Origin of the sequence: Listeria aquatica (assembly GCF_014223975.1) — a bacterium.
In the GTDB taxonomy this organism is placed as follows: domain Bacteria; phylum Bacillota; class Bacilli; order Lactobacillales; family Listeriaceae; genus Listeria; species Listeria aquatica.
This window is the reverse complement of sequence record NZ_JAARRM010000001.1, coordinates 345,278-363,987: the sequence shown is the minus strand read 5'-3', so window position 1 is coordinate 363,987 and position 18,710 is coordinate 345,278. Positions and strand designations below refer to the sequence as shown.

General features: G+C 40.2%; 18 protein-coding genes and 1 riboswitch. Of the genes, 4 read left to right on the top strand and 14 right to left on the bottom strand.

From position 1 onward, the window contains the following. Positions 1–5: 5 nt before the first annotated feature. The 6 genes from HB912_RS01815 to HB912_RS01790 form a co-directional block, all read right to left on the bottom strand. Positions 6–791, bottom strand: a complete 786-nt coding sequence (locus tag HB912_RS01815) for a TerC family protein (RefSeq protein WP_185371956.1) — start codon at positions 789–791, stop codon at positions 6–8. Positions 792–891: 100 nt separating this feature from the next. Next, positions 892–1,656, bottom strand: a complete 765-nt coding sequence (locus HB912_RS01810) for a TerC family protein (RefSeq protein ID WP_185371955.1) — start codon at positions 1,654–1,656, stop codon at positions 892–894. Positions 1,657–1,683: 27 nt separating this feature from the next. Beyond that, positions 1,684–1,847: riboswitch (yybP-ykoY riboswitch) on the bottom strand. 70 nt (positions 1,848–1,917) lie between these two features. Next, positions 1,918–3,369, bottom strand: a complete 1,452-nt coding sequence (locus HB912_RS01805) for an amidase (RefSeq protein ID WP_185371954.1) — start codon at positions 3,367–3,369, stop codon at positions 1,918–1,920. 91 nt (positions 3,370–3,460) lie between these two features. Beyond that, entirely contained in the window at positions 3,461–5,029 is a 1,569-nt protein-coding gene (locus tag HB912_RS01800) for a peptide chain release factor 3 (protein ID WP_185371953.1), read from the bottom strand. Positions 5,030–5,135: 106 nt separating this feature from the next. Then, complete coding sequence (locus HB912_RS01795) at positions 5,136–5,606, bottom strand: glutathione peroxidase (protein WP_185371952.1); 471 nt, start codon at positions 5,604–5,606, stop codon at positions 5,136–5,138. 18 nt (positions 5,607–5,624) lie between these two features. Next, on the bottom strand, positions 5,625–6,680 hold the full coding sequence (locus HB912_RS01790) for a M20/M25/M40 family metallo-hydrolase (protein ID WP_185371951.1): 1,056 nt from the start codon (positions 6,678–6,680) through the stop codon (positions 5,625–5,627). 135 nt (positions 6,681–6,815) lie between these two features. On the opposite strand from HB912_RS01790, the gene HB912_RS01785 reads away from it, so the two are divergent. Next, a complete protein-coding gene (locus HB912_RS01785; protein ID WP_185371950.1) occupies positions 6,816–8,288 on the top strand; it encodes an LM6179_1298 family efflux MFS transporter in 1,473 nt (490 codons plus the stop codon). A 72-nt stretch (positions 8,289–8,360) separates the two neighbouring features. Here HB912_RS01785 and fabI read toward each other — a convergent pair whose 3' ends face one another. From fabI to yjbM, 4 genes are all read right to left on the bottom strand, one after another. Next, a complete protein-coding gene (fabI, locus tag HB912_RS01780; RefSeq protein ID WP_185371949.1) occupies positions 8,361–9,149 on the bottom strand; it encodes an enoyl-ACP reductase FabI in 789 nt (262 codons plus the stop codon). A 61-nt stretch (positions 9,150–9,210) separates the two neighbouring features. Next, positions 9,211–10,116 carry an RluA family pseudouridine synthase gene (locus HB912_RS01775; RefSeq protein ID WP_185371948.1) on the bottom strand — a complete coding sequence of 302 codons (906 nt, stop codon included), beginning with the start codon at positions 10,114–10,116 and terminating at the stop codon, positions 9,211–9,213. Positions 10,117–10,125: 9 nt separating this feature from the next. Further along, positions 10,126–10,923, bottom strand: a complete 798-nt coding sequence (locus HB912_RS01770; protein WP_036072050.1) for an NAD kinase — start codon at positions 10,921–10,923, stop codon at positions 10,126–10,128. A 24-nt stretch (positions 10,924–10,947) separates the two neighbouring features. Then, positions 10,948–11,610 carry a GTP diphosphokinase gene (yjbM, locus tag HB912_RS01765; protein WP_185371947.1) on the bottom strand — a complete coding sequence of 221 codons (663 nt, stop codon included), beginning with the start codon at positions 11,608–11,610 and terminating at the stop codon, positions 10,948–10,950. A 130-nt stretch (positions 11,611–11,740) separates the two neighbouring features. Between yjbM and HB912_RS01760 the strand changes: the two genes are divergently transcribed. Then, entirely contained in the window at positions 11,741–12,346 is a 606-nt protein-coding gene (locus tag HB912_RS01760; RefSeq protein WP_185371946.1) for a CYTH domain-containing protein, read from the top strand. Between the two features lie 205 nt (positions 12,347–12,551). Next, positions 12,552–13,361, top strand: coding sequence for a protease adaptor protein YjbH (gene yjbH / locus HB912_RS01755; RefSeq protein WP_185371945.1), 810 nt, complete (start codon positions 12,552–12,554; stop codon positions 13,359–13,361). Between the two features lie 72 nt (positions 13,362–13,433). On the opposite strand, the gene HB912_RS01750 is transcribed toward yjbH, so the two are convergent. The 3 genes from HB912_RS01750 to HB912_RS01740 all read right to left on the bottom strand — a co-directional run bounded on the left by HB912_RS01750 (position 13,434) and on the right by HB912_RS01740 (position 16,766). After that, complete coding sequence (locus HB912_RS01750; protein WP_185371944.1) at positions 13,434–14,660, bottom strand: U32 family peptidase C-terminal domain-containing protein; 1,227 nt, start codon at positions 14,658–14,660, stop codon at positions 13,434–13,436. A gap of 15 nt (positions 14,661–14,675) precedes the next feature. After that, positions 14,676–15,584, bottom strand: coding sequence for a peptidase U32 family protein (locus HB912_RS01745; RefSeq protein WP_185371943.1), 909 nt, complete (start codon positions 15,582–15,584; stop codon positions 14,676–14,678). A gap of 114 nt (positions 15,585–15,698) precedes the next feature. Next, entirely contained in the window at positions 15,699–16,766 is a 1,068-nt protein-coding gene (locus HB912_RS01740; RefSeq protein ID WP_185371942.1) for an MraY family glycosyltransferase, read from the bottom strand. Between the two features lie 222 nt (positions 16,767–16,988). Between HB912_RS01740 and HB912_RS01735 the strand changes: the two genes are divergently transcribed. Next, positions 16,989–17,927: an LCP family glycopolymer transferase gene (locus tag HB912_RS01735; protein ID WP_185371941.1), complete on the top strand. Its 939-nt coding sequence runs from the start codon at positions 16,989–16,991 to the stop codon at positions 17,925–17,927. Positions 17,928–17,974: 47 nt separating this feature from the next. Here HB912_RS01735 and HB912_RS01730 read toward each other — a convergent pair whose 3' ends face one another. Further along, a complete protein-coding gene (locus HB912_RS01730) occupies positions 17,975–18,697 on the bottom strand; it encodes a GntR family transcriptional regulator (protein ID WP_185371940.1) in 723 nt (240 codons plus the stop codon). Positions 18,698–18,710 lie beyond the last annotated feature (13 nt).

The window sequence follows — 18,710 nt, the reverse complement described above, 5'->3', positions numbered from 1 at the left end:
TATTTTTATTTTCGAGATAAAGTCTCTTTGTTTTGTTTTTTTTCTTTTCTTCTGGCAATGATATAACCACCTAACCCAATTATTATCATAACGGACCAAAAAACAGCTTTCCATGCTGTTGTTTCAGGAAAATGTTCATTTAAAATGCCTACAGACGGATGCGAAAGGGTATAAATCGCGAGTTTAATTCCTACCCAACCCACAATTAGAAAAGCTGCTGTTTCTAGTGTTGGATAACGTTCCAGTAGTTTCACAACTTGAGTAGCTGCAAACCGAATCACAACAAGGCCAGCGAGCCCCCCAAGGAACATCACAATAAACTGGCCGCCGTTCATTCCTCCAATATGGAAATCTCCAAAGTCTGGAAGCGTCATAGCAAGGGCAGCCGCGGCAAGCATTGAATCAAGGGCAAAAGCAATATCAGTTAATTCAACACGAAACACAGTTCCCCAAAAAGAGACCGGTTTTTTAGATGTTTCTTCGACTTCGTTTTCCTCTTTTTTCCCTCGTTTTAAGTCTACAATATGTTTAATCGCAAGGTAAAGCAAATAAAGTGCACCAATTGCTTGAATTTCCCAAATCTTAACAAGAAAGGAAATTAAAAAGAGCGCGATGAAACGAAAAACGAAGGCACCAAGTAGTCCGTAAAACAAGGCTTTACGTTGTTTGTCGTGTGGTAATCCCTTTACGATAACAGCCATGACAACCGCATTGTCTGCTGAAAGAACACCTTCTAAAACGACAAGAACCACAAACACCCAAGCATATTCTGCTAGAATCGAGAAGTCCAATTTACTCCACCAACATTTCTATATAAATTTAAGAAGGTTGTACGCTTTTTTCGTACATACCTTCTCATTTTATACTTTTTATTTGTCCTTGTTAAGCTTTTTATGACTGATTTTGTTTTTTCTTTTGTCGAACAGAAATGAGCCAACCCCATGCAATGATTAGAATCATCACACCCCAGAAAATGAACTTCCATAATTTTGATTCTGGAAAGGCATGTGGAATGATCGCAAGACTTTCATGCGATAATGTATAAATAACAAGCTTCACGCCTACCCAGCCAACAATGAGAAAGGCTGCCGTCTCAAGTGATGGATAATTTTTGAGTAGCTTGACAAATTGCGTTGCCGCAAAACGAATAATGATAAGTCCCACTAATCCACCAAGGAACATCACAATGAACTGGCCTGTATCAATTCCGCCAATTTCTCCCCAGCCGGTTCTTGGGAGTGTAATCGCTAGGGCAACAGCGGCAAGCATTGAATCAATCGCAAAAGCGATATCTGCTACTTCGACCTTCAAAACGGTCATCCAGAAGCCAGAACCACTTTTTTGTTTCGTTTTATCGGCATTTTCTTTCCCTTTCGCATGTTTCACAATGTGGCTAATGGCAATATAAAGTAAATAAATCGCACCAAGTGCCTGCACTTGCCAAACATTTGCCAAAAAGGAAATCAAAAAGAGTGCCGTAAAGCGAAATACGAAAGCTCCGAGTAGTCCATAAAAAAGAGCTCGTTTTTGTTGTTTTTCCGGTAAATGTTTGACCATTACGGCCATGACAACCGCGTTATCAGCGGCAAGGATACCTTCAAGTCCAATTAAAACAAGAAGCACCCAGCCGTATTCAAGTAGCATTGCAGTATCCAATAGAAATCCCCCTTCATTTTTAACTTTAACAGCTCGAGTGAGGATAAAAAAAGCGAGACCTCACCCGGTTTATGGGCAAAGGTCTCGCTGACATGTGACATGTTAATAAAACCGATGAATACGCCGTATCCATGTAATGACGATTTTATCCTGATTCCTAAAAATCAGTGCTACTCCCCTTTGACAACTGTCAAAAAGTTTATCAAATTTTACTTTGTTATCATAGCATGTGAATTTGTGAAAGTCAATCTTTACTTCTTTTTATTTATAAGCCTGTGGAAGCTTGAATTGCTCCCTTTCTTCTAATATTTTCCCAACTAAAAATAGTAAATCTTCTCTTCCTTTCGAAGCCATGAATTGCACTCCAAGCGGAAGGCCTTCTGTTGTCACATGGGTAGGTAAGCTAATCGCCGGCTGTCCTGTTAAATTAGCAAGTTGTGTGTAAGGCGAAAGGGTTAGGCTTTTTTCAAACATGGCATCAATTAAATCTGCTAGTTCCCCTTCATTCAGTTGACCTGCCATCTGCAGTTGCGCGCGAATCGCATCACTTTGCAATTCTTGATCAATTCTCGGCGCTTGAAAAGCAGTGGTTGGCGTTAAAAACAAATCATAGTGCTTGTATAATGTTTCCATTTCAAAAGCGGCTTGATCCCATAAGTTGAGAGCGCACACATAGTTTTTTGCCGCAAGCTGTTCGCCGTATTGATAAATTCCCCACGTCATAAGTTCCATATCGCTAGGCCTCATCTTTCGCTGCAATTGCGCTTCAATTCCAGCAAACATGGCGGAAGTTTCTGCGCCATTCATCAAATAATAGCTAGCCATTAATTGCTCACCATCAACCGGATACGTTACTTCTGTAAGTTCATGACCGATCGCTTGAAGCTCTTCACATACCTGTTTCACCGCTTGTTTCGCTTCATTTGAAACAGAGGAATGGACAGGTGAAATGGTCGAGTAAGCAATTTTCAAGCGTTTCGGAAGCGCATGCGTTTCCCACTCTTCTCTTGGTGGATGGTACGGCGCCACTTTATCGTTTCCTCGCATCGCATAAAACAGCTTCTCCGTATCTCGCATTGATACAGTTAGGGCGAAATCAATGGATGCACCTTGCCAGCCACGAAAGCCGCCCGGGCCATTCGGCATCGCGCCTCGAGTTGGCTTTAACCCAATTAATCCGCTAAACGAAGCAGGAATCCGAATTGAGCCTCCACCATCACTTGCGCCTGCAATAGGAAATAAGCCACTTGCGACCGCTGCGGCTGCGCCTCCACTTGAACCACCCGGCGAATGGTCTAAATTCCACGGATTTCTCGTTGGACCATAAAGTACGGGATCTGTGATATTCTTAAATCCAAACTCTGGTGCATTCGTTTGCCCAGCAGGAATAAAGCCAATTTGTTCCAATTTATTTGTAAAATTAGACGTTTGCGCTGAACGATTCTCTTTGAACAAACGCGAACTAAAAGTGGACTTCCAACCTGCCTTTTCTTGCCCTAGCATTTTAAGCGGAATGGCTAGCCCAGAAAATGGTGCTTCTTCTGTTATCGTAAAGTTTTGCGCAGCCTTTAGCAAAGCATCAAAATCCCATTCAACTAAAGCATTCAAATCTGGATTCTTTTGCGTCACTTGTCGATTTAATTCCGTGTAATACTCCGGTAAACTCAACTCTTTCTTTTTCCATTTCTGAACCCAGTATGTAGCATCTTTCACTGTCGTAGCCCCCCTTTTTTTGGTCTTATTCTGTTTCCATTATAGCATAGCAAAAAACACGCCGCTAAAAAGCGACGTGGTTAAATCTTCATTAAAGCAATGCAGTTAGTTCAATATCTGGATTTTTATCTCTAAACCAGTTGATCGCAAATTCATTTTCAAATAAGAATAACGGCTGATCGAACCGGTCCTTCACAAGCATGCTCCGAGCGGTAGAAAGTTTTTCATCCACATCTTCCTCACGAATCCAACGAGCAATTTTCTTCCCGATAGGCTCCATAATAATCTCTGAATTATACTCATTGCGCATTCGGTGTTCAAATACTTCAAATTGAAGTTGACCCACAGCACCAATGATGTAATCTTCCATTCGCCAAGTTTTAAAAAGCTGAATTGCCCCTTCTTGCACAAGCTGTTCAACACCTTTATGAAAGTGCTTTTGTTTCATGACATTTTTTGCGGAAACTTTCATGAAAAGCTCTGGTGTAAACTGTGGTAATTTAGGAAATGCCATCGTTTTACTTCCACTTGAAATCGTATCCCCAATTTGATAGTTTCCGGTATCATATAGCCCAATAATATCGCCAGCAACCGCACGTGTAACATTTTCCCGGTCATCAGCCATAAATTGCGTAGAGTTCGCAAGCTTCATTTGCTTTCCAGTCCGTGTTAGCGTAACCGCAATCCCTCGTTCAAATTCGCCCGAACAAATTCGTACAAAAGCAATTCGGTCCCTATGAGCAGGATTCATATTAGCTTGAATTTTAAATACAAATCCACTGAAATGAGGATTCTCAGGAAGTAATTCACCTTCACTCGTTTCATGCGGAGACGGTGCTGGGGCAAAATCAACAAAAGTTTTAAGGAACGTTTCCACACCAAAGTTCGTAAGCGCACTTCCAAAAAAGACAGGTGTTAATTCTCCAGCGGCAATCCGTTCGCGGCTAAATTCATTTCCCGCTTCATCGAGTAACATTATTTCTTCAAGCGCTTGAGTGTAGTAACTTGAATTTTGAATAGGGTGAGCTTCCTTTAAATCGCCATCTTCACCAAGTGGAAGGAAGGTTTCGCCTTCCTCAGCGCGGTAGCGTTCCACAACACCATGATAACGGTCATACAAGCCCATGAGTTCTTTCCCCATCCCAATTGGCCAGTTCATCGGGTAGGATTCAATCTCAAGCACTTCTTCTAGTTCTGACAAAAGTTCAAGCGGCATTTTTCCTTCCCGGTCCATTTTATTCATAAACGTAAAAATTGGAATCCCACGCATGCGACAAACTTTAAAAAGCTTAATTGTTTGCGCCTCGATTCCTTTCGCAGAATCAATAACCATTACAGCCGCATCAACAGCCATCAGTGTCCGGTACGTATCCTCACTAAAATCCGAGTGTCCCGGTGTATCTAAAATATTAATCCGAAAACCTTCATAATCAAATTGCATCACAGAACTTGTCACAGAAATCCCACGCTGTTTCTCGATTTCCATCCAGTCACTCGTTGCATACTTTCCTGTTTTTTTACCCTTTACAGTACCCGCTTGACGAATGGCGCCACCAAATAGCAAAAGTTGCTCCGTGATAGTCGTTTTTCCGGCATCCGGGTGAGAAATGATCGCAAAGGTTTTGCGTGTTGCTACTTCTTTTTGCAAATCCTGACTCATCGTTCCAATTCCTCCTCGATTTCTTCACATTTCATTAGTATATCATAACTGAAACCAAAAAAATACGACTAAAATCAATTAGTCGCATTAGAAAAATCCTTCTTCATTACTTTGCTAGCGCCGTTTGGATAGTTGCTTCAATCGCTTCTGGCTTCGTTTTTGAAGAGAAACGTTCAACAATATTCCCATCCCGGTCTACTAAAAATTTGGCGAAGTTCCATTCAATTTTCTTGCCACCAGTTTCCTTCACCAAATACTTATAGAGAGGATCCGCTTCTTTCCCGTTCACTTTAATTTTTTGGAACATCGGAAACGTGACGCCATAATTTCGTTCACAAAATGCTAAGATCTCTTCATTCGTTCCTGGATCTTGCCGTAAAAACTGGTTGCACGGGAAACCAAGAATTTCGAGTCCTTCTTTTTGATAGGTCTCATAAAGTTTCTCAAGTCCTTCAAGTTGAGGTGTTAAACCACATTTGCTCGCCGTATTGACAATCAAAAGAACCTTGCCCTTAAACGTGTCAAGCGTTATTTCTTCACCTGCCATGGTCGTTTCTTTAAAATCATGAACATTCATTTTTCGCCATCTCCTTCTTTATTCTTCCACCATTTCTGAGAATAAATAATGATAAAGCAACTTCTCTGTATTGTAAAGTGAATCTTTATGCGTTCTTTCGTAAGCATGACTCGCATCAATCCCAGCACCTAAAAGTCCATGAATAATATCATTCCCAGCATGAATGGCGGCGCTCGCATCTGAACTATAGTACGGATAAATATCCACTTTATAAGCTATCTCTTCTTTTTCCGCAAGTGCAACTAGGTGTTTACGTAACCCGTAATGATAAGGGCCAGATCCGTCTTTCGCACAAATCGAAACCGTGTACTCGTCGGAAGATTGTCCGTCACCAAGTGCGCCCATATCAACAGCTAAATATTCCACTGTTTCTTCTGGAATATTAGAATTCCCCCCGTAACCAATTTCCTCATTATTCGAAATCAAAAAATGTGTGGTATAAGGAAGGGAGAGTTTTTCTTTTTGAATATGCTCAATTAGGCGTAGCAGCATGCCAACACTTGCCTTATCATCTAAATGGCGTGACTTAATAAATTCGTCTTCCACAATTTCAGTACGCGCATCAAACGAAACAAAATCGCCAACGCCAATCCCTAGTTTCTTGACATCCTCGGCACTTGACACTCGTGCATCAATCCGCACTTCCATGTTGCGCTCATTTCGCTCTGCCGTTCCTGCATCCTTGTAAACGTGAACCGACGTTTGATGCATTAAAATCGTTCCCGAGTAAGTTTTCCGAGAACTTGTTTCAATTCGGCAATATTCGCCTTCGATCGCATTAAAACGGAAACCGCCAATAAGTGAAAGCCGTAGCCTACCATCAGCTTTAATTTCTTTTACCATCGCCCCAAGTGTATCCACGTGCGCCGTAAGCATTCTGTGCTTAGCCTTGTTTTCTCCCGGCAAAGTGGCAATCAAGCCCCCTTTGTGGTTTTTAGTATACGTTACATTCAAGCGCTCCAAATATTCGGCAATTTTTTGAATAATGACCGTTGTATTTCCTGTAGGGCTAGGAATTTCAGTTAAAATTTGAATCAGTTGCATCGTTTCTTTTGTATTTGGTTGATAAGTCACGTGCTTCGCCTCCTTCACCTTCTCATTATAGCGAAAATACGCATAGAAGGCATAAAAAAGTGCTTCGAGTGATTCAAAATATGACTGTTTTGTGCTATAATGCCTTGAGATATAGAGATAGAGGGAGGTAAGGTTTTGGAACAAACTAAAGTGAAAGCTGTCACACTTGCCGTTTTCGTCGCTACTTTTATGGCAGCTATCGAAGGAACTATCGTAAGCACAGCGATTCCAACGATTGTGAGCCAGTTAAATGGCATTGAACTAATGAACTGGATATTTTCTGTCTATTTGCTTACTTCCGCCGTCACTGTACCGATTTACGGTAAGCTATCCGACATTTACGGCAGGAAGCTTATTTTTGTGATTGCAACACTTATTTTTATCATTGGCTCTGTGTTATGTGGTTTCGCCCAAAACATGGAACAATTAATTATTTTTAGAGCGATTCAGGGAATAGGCGCAGGAGGAATTTTGCCTTCTACTATGACAATCATTGCCGATGTTTATCCATTTGAAAAGCGGGCTCGAGTGCTTGGTTTCATGGGATCAGCTTGGGGAATCGCCGGGGTTTTTGGACCACTTTTAGGTGGCTTTCTAGTGGATCAACTTTCTTGGCACTGGATTTTCTTTATCAACGTTCCCGTTGGCATCGTGACCATCGCCTTGATTTGGCTTTACTTAAAAGAAGACATTGAAAAACAACGCTTGCCGATTGATTACCTTGGGGCCACTATTTTTACAATCGCTCTTTTAGTGCTACTATTCGGTTTACAACGCGCTGGGGAAACATTGCAGTGGACAGAGCCTCTTGTGCTCATTCTCTTTGTACTCGCAATCGTTTTATTTGCAAGCTTTTACTTTGTAGAAAAACGAGCAAAAGACCCGATTATGCCTTTTGTTCTTTTCAAGAACCCCGTAGTGTTGATAGGCAATTTGATTGGTTTTTTCATCAGCGCTTTTCTAATTGGAATTAATGTCTACATTCCAATGTGGGCGCAGGGCATGCTTGGCCACGGAGCAACGATTGCTGGTCTTATGATTGCCCCGCTATCTGTCACTTGGATTTTCGGTTCATTTCTTGGTGGTAAGTGGCTCACTCAAATCGGAAACCGCCGAACGGTTGGTATTGGAATTCTTTTTACAATCGCAAGCGGCATCATTTTGGCACTCTTTCCAAAAGACACGGGGGACCTTTACTTTTATTTAAACAGTGCGTTAATGGGCTTTGGATTTGGCGTCATTTTCACAACTACCACTGTTACTGTTCAAGATGCTGTTCCAAAACACCAAACAGGTATTGCAACAGCATCGAACACTTTGTTTCGGACAGTTGGTCAAACGATTGGCGTTGCAATCCTCGGAACGATTTTTAATTCCATTCTTGCCAAACAGTTTGGGGCCGCTAGTCTTGACGGACTGAATCGCAGCAATTTAAATCTACTTATCAGTCCGAAAACTTCAGGAAAAGTGGCGGCAGAGTTAATCTCACCCCTACGTGATATTTTATATCAAGGACTCCATCTTGTTTTTTGGAGCATGCTCCTCCTTGCTATCATCAGTTTTTTCTTACATTTCATTTTACCGGGCAAGCACAAAGTTCGTCCTTAAAAAGCAAAAAAGCTTGCGTGTTTACACATGTTAAAAAAAGCTCTAAGCAGATGCTTAGAGCTTTTTTTGACTTTAGAAGCCAATGATATGGTAGCCATTATCCACGTGAATCATTTCGCCTGTAATACCACGTGAAAGTGGGCTAAACAAGAATAAAGCGGTGTCTCCCACTTCATCAGGATTTGTAGAACGTTGTAAAGGTGCTTTTTCTTCCACAATCGAAAGTGATTTTGTAAAGCTACTTACTCCTCTTGCAGAAAGCGTCCGAATTGGGCCTGCAGAGATCGCATTGACGCGAACCCCTACTTTTCCAAGATCCATCGCCAAATATTTTACAGAGGCATCAAGCGAAGCTTTCGCTACACCCATAATGTTATAGTTTTCAACAACTCGCTCTCCACCAAGGTAAGTAAGTGTTAGTATACTTGCATCTTCTGTTAGCATATCTAAATGTTTCAATGTCCGAGCAACAGCAGTGAACGAATAAGAACTTACTTCATGTGCTTGTAAAAAGCTTTCGCGGTCCACTTCTAAATAGTCACCAGTCAAGTATTCCTTGTTCGCAAACGCGATGCAATGTGCAAGTCCGCTAATCTTTCCTTTTGCGGATTTAATCGTTTCAAAAGCCTTCTTGATGCCTTCTTCATCGTTTACATCACACTGAACAACAGGTGCCTCATGATTATTTTCGTTGAGCGACGTTTTTAATTCATCAATGCTTTTTTTCGCGCGATCATCTGCATATGTAAAAACTAAATCTGCTCCCGCTTCATTTAATGACTTCGCAATGGACCAAGCAATACTTCTCTTGTTTGCTACTCCCATTACAACATAAGTTTTTCCAGCTAATGTCAAATTCATTTTTGTTTCTCCTCCTATTTTCGGATTGCCCTTTCTATTTTCACATGACAGCCCTTTTTTTTCAATCTATTTCTTTCTTACTTTGTTTGATAACCGACAAAATATCATCTGGAAGTGGAATGTTAAACTCCAGATACTCTTCTGTAAACGGATGAACCAAATGTAGATGACAAGAATGCAGTGCCTGACGGGACATTAAATCTAAGCTTCCACCATACATATCATCTCCGAGCAAAGGATGTCCAATATGCGAAAAATGGACACGAATTTGGTGCGTCCTCCCCGTCTCAAGTTCAATTTCAACATCATCAAAATTCGTATACCGAGCTCGCCGTTTAAAATTAGTTTTGGCATATTTCCCATCTGCTGTCACGATACGTTCCATGATGCTGAGATCACTTTTGCGCCCAATTGGCGCTTCGATGCTCCCATGACTGGCTTGAAGCCTCCCGGATACAAGCGCCCGGTAGCGACGCTTTAAGAGTCCTCTTTGAAGCGTTTCACTAAGTCTCGCATGGGCAAAGCGCGTTTTAGCGACAAGCATGAGACCAGATGTATCGCGATCGAGTCGCGTGACAATATGAATCGCAGAAGAGATGCCTTTTGTTTCATAATAGCCTTTTAGGTGATTCGCAACAGAACCGCTTGGGTGGAACTGTGCAGGGATAGAAGCCATTCCTGCTTTTTTATTTAAAACGATAATGAAATCATCTTCGTAAAGGATATTTAACTGATCGTGTTCAGCAATTAATTGGGCGTTTTCTTTCTCAGGGGGAAAAGTAACGCGCACTTTATCTCCACACCTTATCCGGTATAAAACGTTCTCTTCCTTGCCGTTCACTTCAATTTTTCCTGTTTCGTTATATTTGACTGATGCAAGTAACTGCTTTGAAATATGCTTGTGACGAAGAAAAGTTCTAAGTAGTAAATCGCTATCCTTTTCTTCTGCAATCCATTCTAAAAACACGTCTTCCTCCTAGTCTTCAATAAAGGAATCATGCACTCGGTGCCAAAAAGGAAATGAGCGCAACCGAGCAAACTGAATCTCTTTGTCTGAAATTTCATAAATGATTTCATGGACATCTCGGTGCAAAATGCTAAGATGATCAATCGAAATTTGAAAATCACGATCATCTACTGGTTTTAAATGCACGCGGTGATGTGTTGGAAAAATTAGTGGGCTACTAATCGTCCGGTACACTCGGTTATTGATCGAAGCCATCTCCGTGAGTTGCATAGATTTCACAGAGGGATGAATTAAAGCCCCACCCAGTGATTTATTGTAAGCCGTTGTCCCACTCGGTGTTGACATACAGAGCCCATCCCCACGAAATCGTTCAAATTGAGTACTGTTAATTACGACATCGACAACAAATGGGCCACCTGAACTTTTAATGGTTGATTCATTGAGCGCCAAATATTCATCTTTCTTTTTCCCAGTATTATAATAAATCGTTGTTTTTAAAAGAGGATAACTAACGCGTTCAAATTTCCCCTTAGCAATTTTTGAGACTAGCTGTTCCGCTTCGTGCGGGCGCCAGTCCGCATAAAAACCAAGATGCCCCGTATGAATCCCCACAAAGGCTGTTTCAGAAAGCCGTTCCTGATATTCATGGAATGCAGCAAGAAGTGTTCCATCTCCACCAATAGAGATGACAATCTCAGGCTCCGCTTCATCATAAATCATATCTTCATAGGCTCCAAACTCCGCGATCATCGAGAGCTTTAGCAAATTGGACTTTTCATCCCCCTTAGACGTGATGACATACTTCAAAGTATTTCCTCCTTTATCCGCCAGCTATTTTTTCGGAACCTCTGAGCTCCTTAAAGATTCTCCTTTTTGTGCGATTTTATTTTCAGAAAAGAAAACTTGCGCTTCTTGAATTTCTTCACGAATTTGGCTCATTTCTTCATCTAGTTGAAAAGCGGCTTCTGCTGCCCGTTTCAAACGTTTATTCATCGTTTCTGGAAATTCTCCTTGATATTTATAGTTGAGTGAATGCTCAATTGTTGCCCAAAAATTCATGGCTAGTGTTCGAATTTGAATCTCGACTAAAATTTTCTGTTCGCCTTGAATCGTTTCAACTGGATATTCAATCACAACATGATAGGAACGATAACCGCTTGGTTTTTTGTTTGCAATATAGTCACGCTCTTCGACAATATGAAAGTCGCGTCTTTGGCGTAGCAACTGAACTACCGTCTCAATATCATCCACAAACTGACACATCATTCTAAGTCCGGCAATATCTTGCATTTCTTCCGCCAAATGGTCAAGCGGAATATTTTTTTGATTGGCTTTATCCAAAATACTCGCAATTGGTTTCACACGACCAGTTACAAATTCAATCGGTGAATGATTATTTTCAAGTTGAAATTGCCCTCGCATCCCCTTAAGCTTTATTTTCAACTCTTCAACCGCTTGCTTATAAGGTGTTAAGAAATCTTCCCAATGACTCACAAAAACTCACCTCAAATAAAATTTACATTTTCTACCTCACTTATTTTATCACATTTCGTTCCAGTTCGGCAGTCATCACTTTCTTCGTATTTTTTATTTTTTCATGCTACTATGAAACAAAGAATGTTTTATGAAAAAGGAGGCGCTTCGTTTGCAAGAACTCGAAATTGAATTTCGCAATATGCTAACTGAACAAGAATACCATTATTTAATTGACTTATTCCGCCTAAAAGAAGAAGATTTTTTCGAACAAACTAACTATTACCTAGATACAAGAGCTTTTGCGCTCAAGAACGGGCAGAGTGCCTTAAGAATTCGCAAACGGTCTGATCAATATGAACTCACCTTAAAAACGCCAGAGGGAAAAGGTTTGCTTGAAACCACACAGATCCTTGGAAGTGACCAAGCTGAAGCAATTTTAAATGGATCCAACATTCCAACAGGTTCCGTTCGAAATTTGCTTGAAAAGCTAGGCATCGATTACAACGATCTAGAAATGTTTGGTGCACTTACAACGATTCGAGCTGAAAAACCTTATCAAGATGGGCTCCTCGTTTTTGACAAAAATTTATACGGTGGCATAACGGATTTTGACTTAGAATATGAAGTAAAAGATTATGAAGAAGGCGAAAAAATTTTTTATAAGCTCCTTGAAAAACACGAAATCCACCAAGAAGAAGCGCCGAATAAGATCGAACGTTTTTACAAACACGTCTACCAAAATAAAGATGCGTAACATCTCTAAAAAAGTGCTCCTCTTGAGCACTTTTTTAGAAGAATTGGTATCTCAAGTTGCAATTATTTGTTAAATGGAGTTGACGCTGATAAAATAGAAATAGATACTATATTGTATCCTTCTTTTACAACTATACTTCTATAGAATTTCATTAGGATCTAGATATAGATAAATAAGATTAGAAATAAAAAATCAGGTGATTAAAATGATCAATCGAAATCTTTATTATAAATCTGTCGCCAACAGTAAACCGATTGAGATTTATCTCTTTTTCGATCCTGCTTGTCACGATTGTTTTGAGTTGGAATCAAACATCAGACGCCTTGAGATGGAATATGGAAACTACTTCAAGTTACGATATATTCTCCACAATAACTTACAAACTTTTATGTGCAGGAAAAAGCGCGCGGCGGATGGTATTCCGCTAAAAGAACAGCAAGAACAGGCACATCAATCTTATGTTTCTTGTCTCGCTGTTAAAGCCGCCGAAATGCAAGGGAAAAATCTCGGTATTGCTTTTTTACGTAAGATTCAAGAAGCTTATTTTGTGTACGGTGAAGATCTTTCAAATGAATCCGTTCTTTTTGACAAAGCCGAAGAAGTTGGACTTGACTTAGCTGAATTCAAAAAGGATTTTTCTTCGAGTATTGCAAAACGTGCATATGTTGGGGATCAAAAAGTGGCACGAGAAATGGATATTACTGAAAATCCAACAATCGTCTTCTTTAACCGAAATATTGAAGAAGCCGGACTTAAAATCAGCGGGCTCCATCGTTATGATGTTTATGTGCATATTCTTTCTGAACTCTTAAATCATTTTCCCGAGCCCCAAAAACCAGAAATGGAAGATTATATAGCGGAAGTTAAACTTACTTCTGTTGAAGCCATGGCACAGTTTTATGATGTACCAACTTGTCAAATTGAACGACAAATGAAAAAGTGGCGTCTGCAGCAAAAAGTGTCTCCGATTCATTTGAAAAATGGTGATGTGCTTTGGCAATACGTCAAACATTAAAACAGCCGAATTCAGCTTCGGCTGTTTCTTTATGAAAAAAGGAATCCCTCAAGAAAGGGATTCCTTTTTTTCTTATTTTTTCTTACGCATAAAATAAAACGGTTTAACCGGTTCATCGACAACCATTTTAACTGTCATCATAGCATTTTTCGCACGATCAATTGATTCACCGTCTTCGTTCCAAATTTCTCGCACAACTTGCTTAAATCCAGTATCGCTTGGACCGTAAAATTCGATTTCATCTCCCACACCGAAATTATTTCGTTGTTGAAGCGTCGCTATTTTCGAGTCCGGGTCGTAAGCTAGTACTTGTGCTGCAAAAGCATATTGAGGAATTTTTCTTGTTTTCCCAAAAAGCTGCTCATCTTCCGTTGGCTCCCGGTAAAAGAAACCAGTTGAAAGTTCTCTTTGTGCGACTTTCCAAAGTTCATCTTCCCAAGCTGGATCAAATTCAAAGTTCTCCGGATCCGCGCAATAGGCATCAACCACTTTGCGGTAAAGACTAGCAACTGTAGATACATAGTGAATTGATTTCATGCGGCCTTCTATTTTCAAGCTATCAACACCCGCGTCTACCATATCGGGAATATAACGGATCATGGATAAATCAACTGCACTCATCGAGAATGGTTCTTCATCTTCATCCACTAAGTTCTGTGCCACACCCCGGTCCATTTCAAATAAATCATATTTCCAACGACAACTCTGTGCGCAGCCGCCTCTATTGGCATCTCGGTTTGCCATGTGGTTCGAAAGCGTACAACGTCCTGAATAAGAAATACACATCGCTCCATGAATGAAAGCTTCCATTTCGATATCCGTTTTTTCACCAATCTCACGAATTTCTTCCATGCTCACTTCACGAGCCAAAACGACCCGTTCAAGCCCACGTTTTTTCCAAAATTCAAGCGTCTTGTAGTTGGTCGCAGAGGCTTGTGTCGACAGATGCACTGGAAGTCCTGGCGCGCTATCAAAACAAATTTGAATAAGAGCAGGATCCGACACAATGACCGCATCAATTCCAATATCACGTAATGTTAAAAAGAATTCACCCGCACCTTCTGTATCCCCTTCATGTGCAACCATGTTGGCAGCTACATACACTTTAGCATCATGCTTGTGGGCAAATGCAACACCTTCAATCATTTCTTCGTAGCTAAAATTACCTGCACGCGAACGAAGCCCAAAAGCCTGTCCGCCAATATAAACAGCATCCGCTCCGTAGCGAATGGCGATTTTCAATTTCTCTAAATTTCCTGCCGGCGCAAGCACCTCAGGTTTTTTCGTGATTGTTTTCACTGTTATGTCTCCCCCTTACTTGACCTCTCCTGGATCTTTAAGATAAAATCCAGCATTCATATTTCGTGTACTTGGCACAAGTTCTGCTAAATGATTCACAAAAGTTTCCGCAACAAAATTCCCACTTTCAAGCGCTTTCCTTGCCTTTACAAATAATTTAGCAATTGCAACAAAATCTGCTCCGTGCAATAAAATCCCATCCAATTTCCAAGTCGTTAATCCCGCATCAAAAAGTTCTTGCAAATACGGCATCATCGAAATGTCTTCGGAGCTAAAAATATGCGTCCCATTTTCGTCTTCATAAATTGGCATCATACTGTCCGAATCGTTTGGTTCACGGAGATAAAGACCACGTTCCTTGCTTGCATCTTCATCCAGCTCCACAATGTGATAATAGTTTGTCACAAGTTTACGTTTGGACTGATGAATACAAGTTGGTCCGTAAACAAGCACTTCCACTGGTGAATCAAGCTTTTGACTGATTTCAAACAACTCAGGTCTCGTTAATTCCCGAGCAAGAACAGCTCCAATCGCTCCTTGTTTCACCCAAAAATCAATTTGTTCAGCACTTGTTACAAAAGTTTGCGCATCATACACATAAGGCAAGTCAAGTTCAAGTTCTTCTAGTGTTAAAATAACCCCGGGATCTCCGCAAGCAATTTTATCCACCTTCATTTCCGCAAGCGCCTTTAAAAATTCAGGTAGCTCATCGAAATGCTCATTATGCATGAGTCCGTTAACAGGAACTAAAATCTCCTTTTGATACGCATGTGCGAGTTTCGTTAGTTCTTCTAGTTCAGCAAGGCTAAACGAAGTAGGTAGTCGAAGTCCAAAACGACTGTTTCCCACATAAAGCGTATCAATTCCTGTGCGAAGCAAATTTTCGGCTTGCAGTGCTGATTCTGCTGTCGCAATAATTTCCATTTAATTTTCCTCATTTCTCCTTTAGGCTTACTGAAATAATGTATCACAACTTACGCCTTGCATCAATATCTCTCAAGAAAAAAAGCCCGGTTTAAAACTAACCAGGCCTTTCAGTTATTCATTTTTTTCTTTGTCTGATGAATCAGATTCAATTCGTAAAAGTTTCATAATGGGTTTATAATTTTGTCCGATTAAACCAAGTGATTCAATCAAAACCTCTACAAGCAACAATAAAATAGCCATAAGTAAAACGGAACCCCAAACCGTCGACATCGTGAAAAGAAAAGAAAAAAGGGAAAAAAGTGCGGAAATCGCATAAATTAAAATCACGGTTTGACGATGGGTGAATCCTAATCCCATCAATTGATGGTGAATATGTGATTTATCTGCCATGGCAAGCGGCTGTTTCGTAACTATACGACGAATGATTGCAATGATTGTATCAGAAATCGGAACACCAAGAATTAAAATGGGAACAATGAGTGAAATAAAAGTAACATTCTTAAAGCCCATCACAGAAAGTATGGAAATTAAAAACCCTAAGAAAAGTGCTCCTGTATCTCCCATGAAAATTTTAGCTGGATTAAAGTTAAACGGAAGAAAGCCAAGTGTTGCGGCAATTAAAAGTGCAGAAATCATGATCACAACTGGGTCTGACATGATAAAAGCCATACCAAGAATGGTAATAAGCGCAATCGTAGAGACGCCCGCAGCCAATCCGTCTAGTCCATCAATTAAATTTATGGCATTCGAAATGGCAACAATCCACAAAATCGTAAGCGGAATACTAAAAATCCCAAAATGTAGTTCGCCACCAAAGGGTAAATTAATAAATTCGATCGTAATACCGCCCCAGAAAACAATGATGAAAGCTGCTAAAACTTGACCTAAAAGCTTATATCTGGCTTTGATTTCAAATAAGTCATCAATAAATCCAGTAAACATCATCACTGTTCCAGAAATAAAAATGGGCCAAAGAATCGTTTTATCAATTGGAAGTAGAAAAAGACCTATACTAAAACTTATATAAATGGCTAATCCGCCAAGACTTGGTATTGGTTTCACGTTTACCCGTCTTTTATCTGGTTTATCCGTCACATCAAAATAAAGGGCTGCTTGCCGGATAAACGGTGTTAAAATCAAAGAAGCCAGAAGACAAATAATTAATATGGGTAAAATCAAGGGGAGGCCCTCCTTTTTTTCTATAGCTTTATTCAATAGTTAATTATACTTTCTTTCAAAATGAAAAACAATGAAAATCCTGTTTCTTGTCTGTTCTTTTAAAAATTCTTTAAGATTAAATACTTCTTGAAAAATTTGTGTCTATTTTTTAACGATTTTTTGTAAATTGCTGACGAATGAGTCAAAGTAGTATAAAATGGTAATGTAAATATGCAGGAAAGGATGACAAATTTGCGGACTGAAAAAAGAAAACGTAAAAAGAAAAGAAAAGGCCTTAAAATCTTTCTGCTCGTATTACTTGTAATTATTTTGCTGATTGTCGGCTATTTGGGCTTTGCTTACTGGAAAACGACTTCAACCTTTGATAAAATTCATTCACCTATCAGTGGAAAGGAAAATACGGGTGTTGCACTTGATAAGAAACAACCGTTCTCTGTTTTAATTCTCGGGGTCGATGAACGGGAAGGCGACAAAGGGCGTTCTGATACATTAATTGCAGCTACTGTAAATGGGAAAACAAACAAAATCCAAATGCTCAGTGTCCCGCGTGATACAAAAACACTTATCCCTGGATACGATTCCAACCCACATAAGATCAATGCTGCTTATGCCTATGGTGGAGTAAAAATGGCGGATGCCACAGCTACTCAATTTTTAAATGGTATTCCATTCAACTACTATATTAAGATCAACATGGAAGGATTTCGTGACCTTGTAGATGCGGTTGGCGGTATTGAAGTAACGAATGAAAAAGAAGGATTGAGTTTAAAAGGAAAATCCTTCAAAAAAGGCAAGATCAGCTTAAACGGTGAGGATGCCTTAACTTACGTTCGAATTCGGAAATCTGACTCAGAAGGTGACTTTGGTCGTCAAAAGCGGCAACAACAAGTGATGTCTGCGATTGCTGAAAAAGCACTTAGCACCGGTATTATTTGGCGATTTGATGGGATTTTAAATGCAATTGGTGATAACATCGAGACAGACTTTACAATGACTGATATCACACGAATTGCTAAAAATTACCGTGGTGCCCTCTCAAATGTAGAGAACCTACAAGTTAAAGGAGAAGGTGGTCGAGATTCTGGTGGACCTTGGTACTTCAATGTTTCAGATTCTGAACGTGCTCGTCTACACGATGAACTAGAAAAAAACTTAGATTAACGAAAAACGCCAAAACCTTCATGGTTTTGGCGTTTTTTATTGAAAAATTATTGTTTAACTTTGGCAACAAACTGAAAACGACTTCCCACATATTGTGAGCGTGTAAATTCAAATGGTCGACCATCATCAAGCGCTGTGATTTGGCGTAGCTTCATAACCGGTGAGCCTAATTTCACATCTAAAAATGGCGCTACTTTTTCAGAAACAAGCGCAGCTTCCATCACTTGCTCAGCATCGCCGATTTTCCGTCCGAGTTTCGTTTCAATAGCATTATACAGTGAATCCATGATATCCTCTTTTGTCAGGAGCGAAGCAATTTGCTCTGGAATGGCTGCTACTTCATACAAAATGGGAATTTGATCCCCGTAACGAATCCTCTCAATTTTCATAACATTACTATTTCCACTGAGGTTTAACGCATCCTGCTCTTGGACACTTGCTGGACGGATCCCATAAGATACAATACGTGTTGAAGGGATTTTTCCTTCTTGAAGCATTAAATTAGTGAAACTCGTCACCGCTTCCAGTCGTTCAGTTAACTTCTTTTCAGCGATGAAAGTGCCTGCCCCGATACGACGTTGCAAAATCCCATCATCTACTAAGCCTTGAATCGCTTGGCGTACAGTCATCCGACTTACATGAAACATTTCAGCGAGTTGTCTTTCAGCAGGAATAGACGAACCAATTTCCCAAGTTCCCACCTCAATTTTTTGCTTAATATCTGCCTGAATTTGCATGTAAATTGGAATTCCTGATTTTTTATCGATCATTTTTCAGCCCTCA

What these genes read in the sequence shown, in the direction of transcription:
- HB912_RS01800 (WP_185371953.1), bottom strand. Translation starts at nt 5,029, where the DNA reads ATGAGTCAGGATTTGCAAAAAGAAGTAGCAACACGCAAAACCTTTGCG.
- HB912_RS01795 (WP_185371952.1), bottom strand. Translation starts at nt 5,606, where the DNA reads ATGAATGTTCATGATTTTAAAGAAACGACCATGGCAGGTGAAGAAATA.
- fabI (WP_185371949.1), bottom strand. Translation starts at nt 9,149, where the DNA reads ATGAATTTGACATTAGCTGGAAAAACTTATGTTGTAATGGGAGTAGCA.
- HB912_RS01760 (WP_185371946.1), top strand. Translation starts at nt 11,741, where the DNA reads ATGAAAAAGGAGGCGCTTCGTTTGCAAGAACTCGAAATTGAATTTCGC.
- yjbH (WP_185371945.1), top strand. Translation starts at nt 12,552, where the DNA reads ATGATCAATCGAAATCTTTATTATAAATCTGTCGCCAACAGTAAACCG.
- HB912_RS01745 (WP_185371943.1), bottom strand. Translation starts at nt 15,584, where the DNA reads ATGGAAATTATTGCGACAGCAGAATCAGCACTGCAAGCCGAAAATTTG.
- HB912_RS01735 (WP_185371941.1), top strand. Translation starts at nt 16,989, where the DNA reads ATGACAAATTTGCGGACTGAAAAAAGAAAACGTAAAAAGAAAAGAAAA.
- HB912_RS01730 (WP_185371940.1), bottom strand. Translation starts at nt 18,697, where the DNA reads ATGATCGATAAAAAATCAGGAATTCCAATTTACATGCAAATTCAGGCA.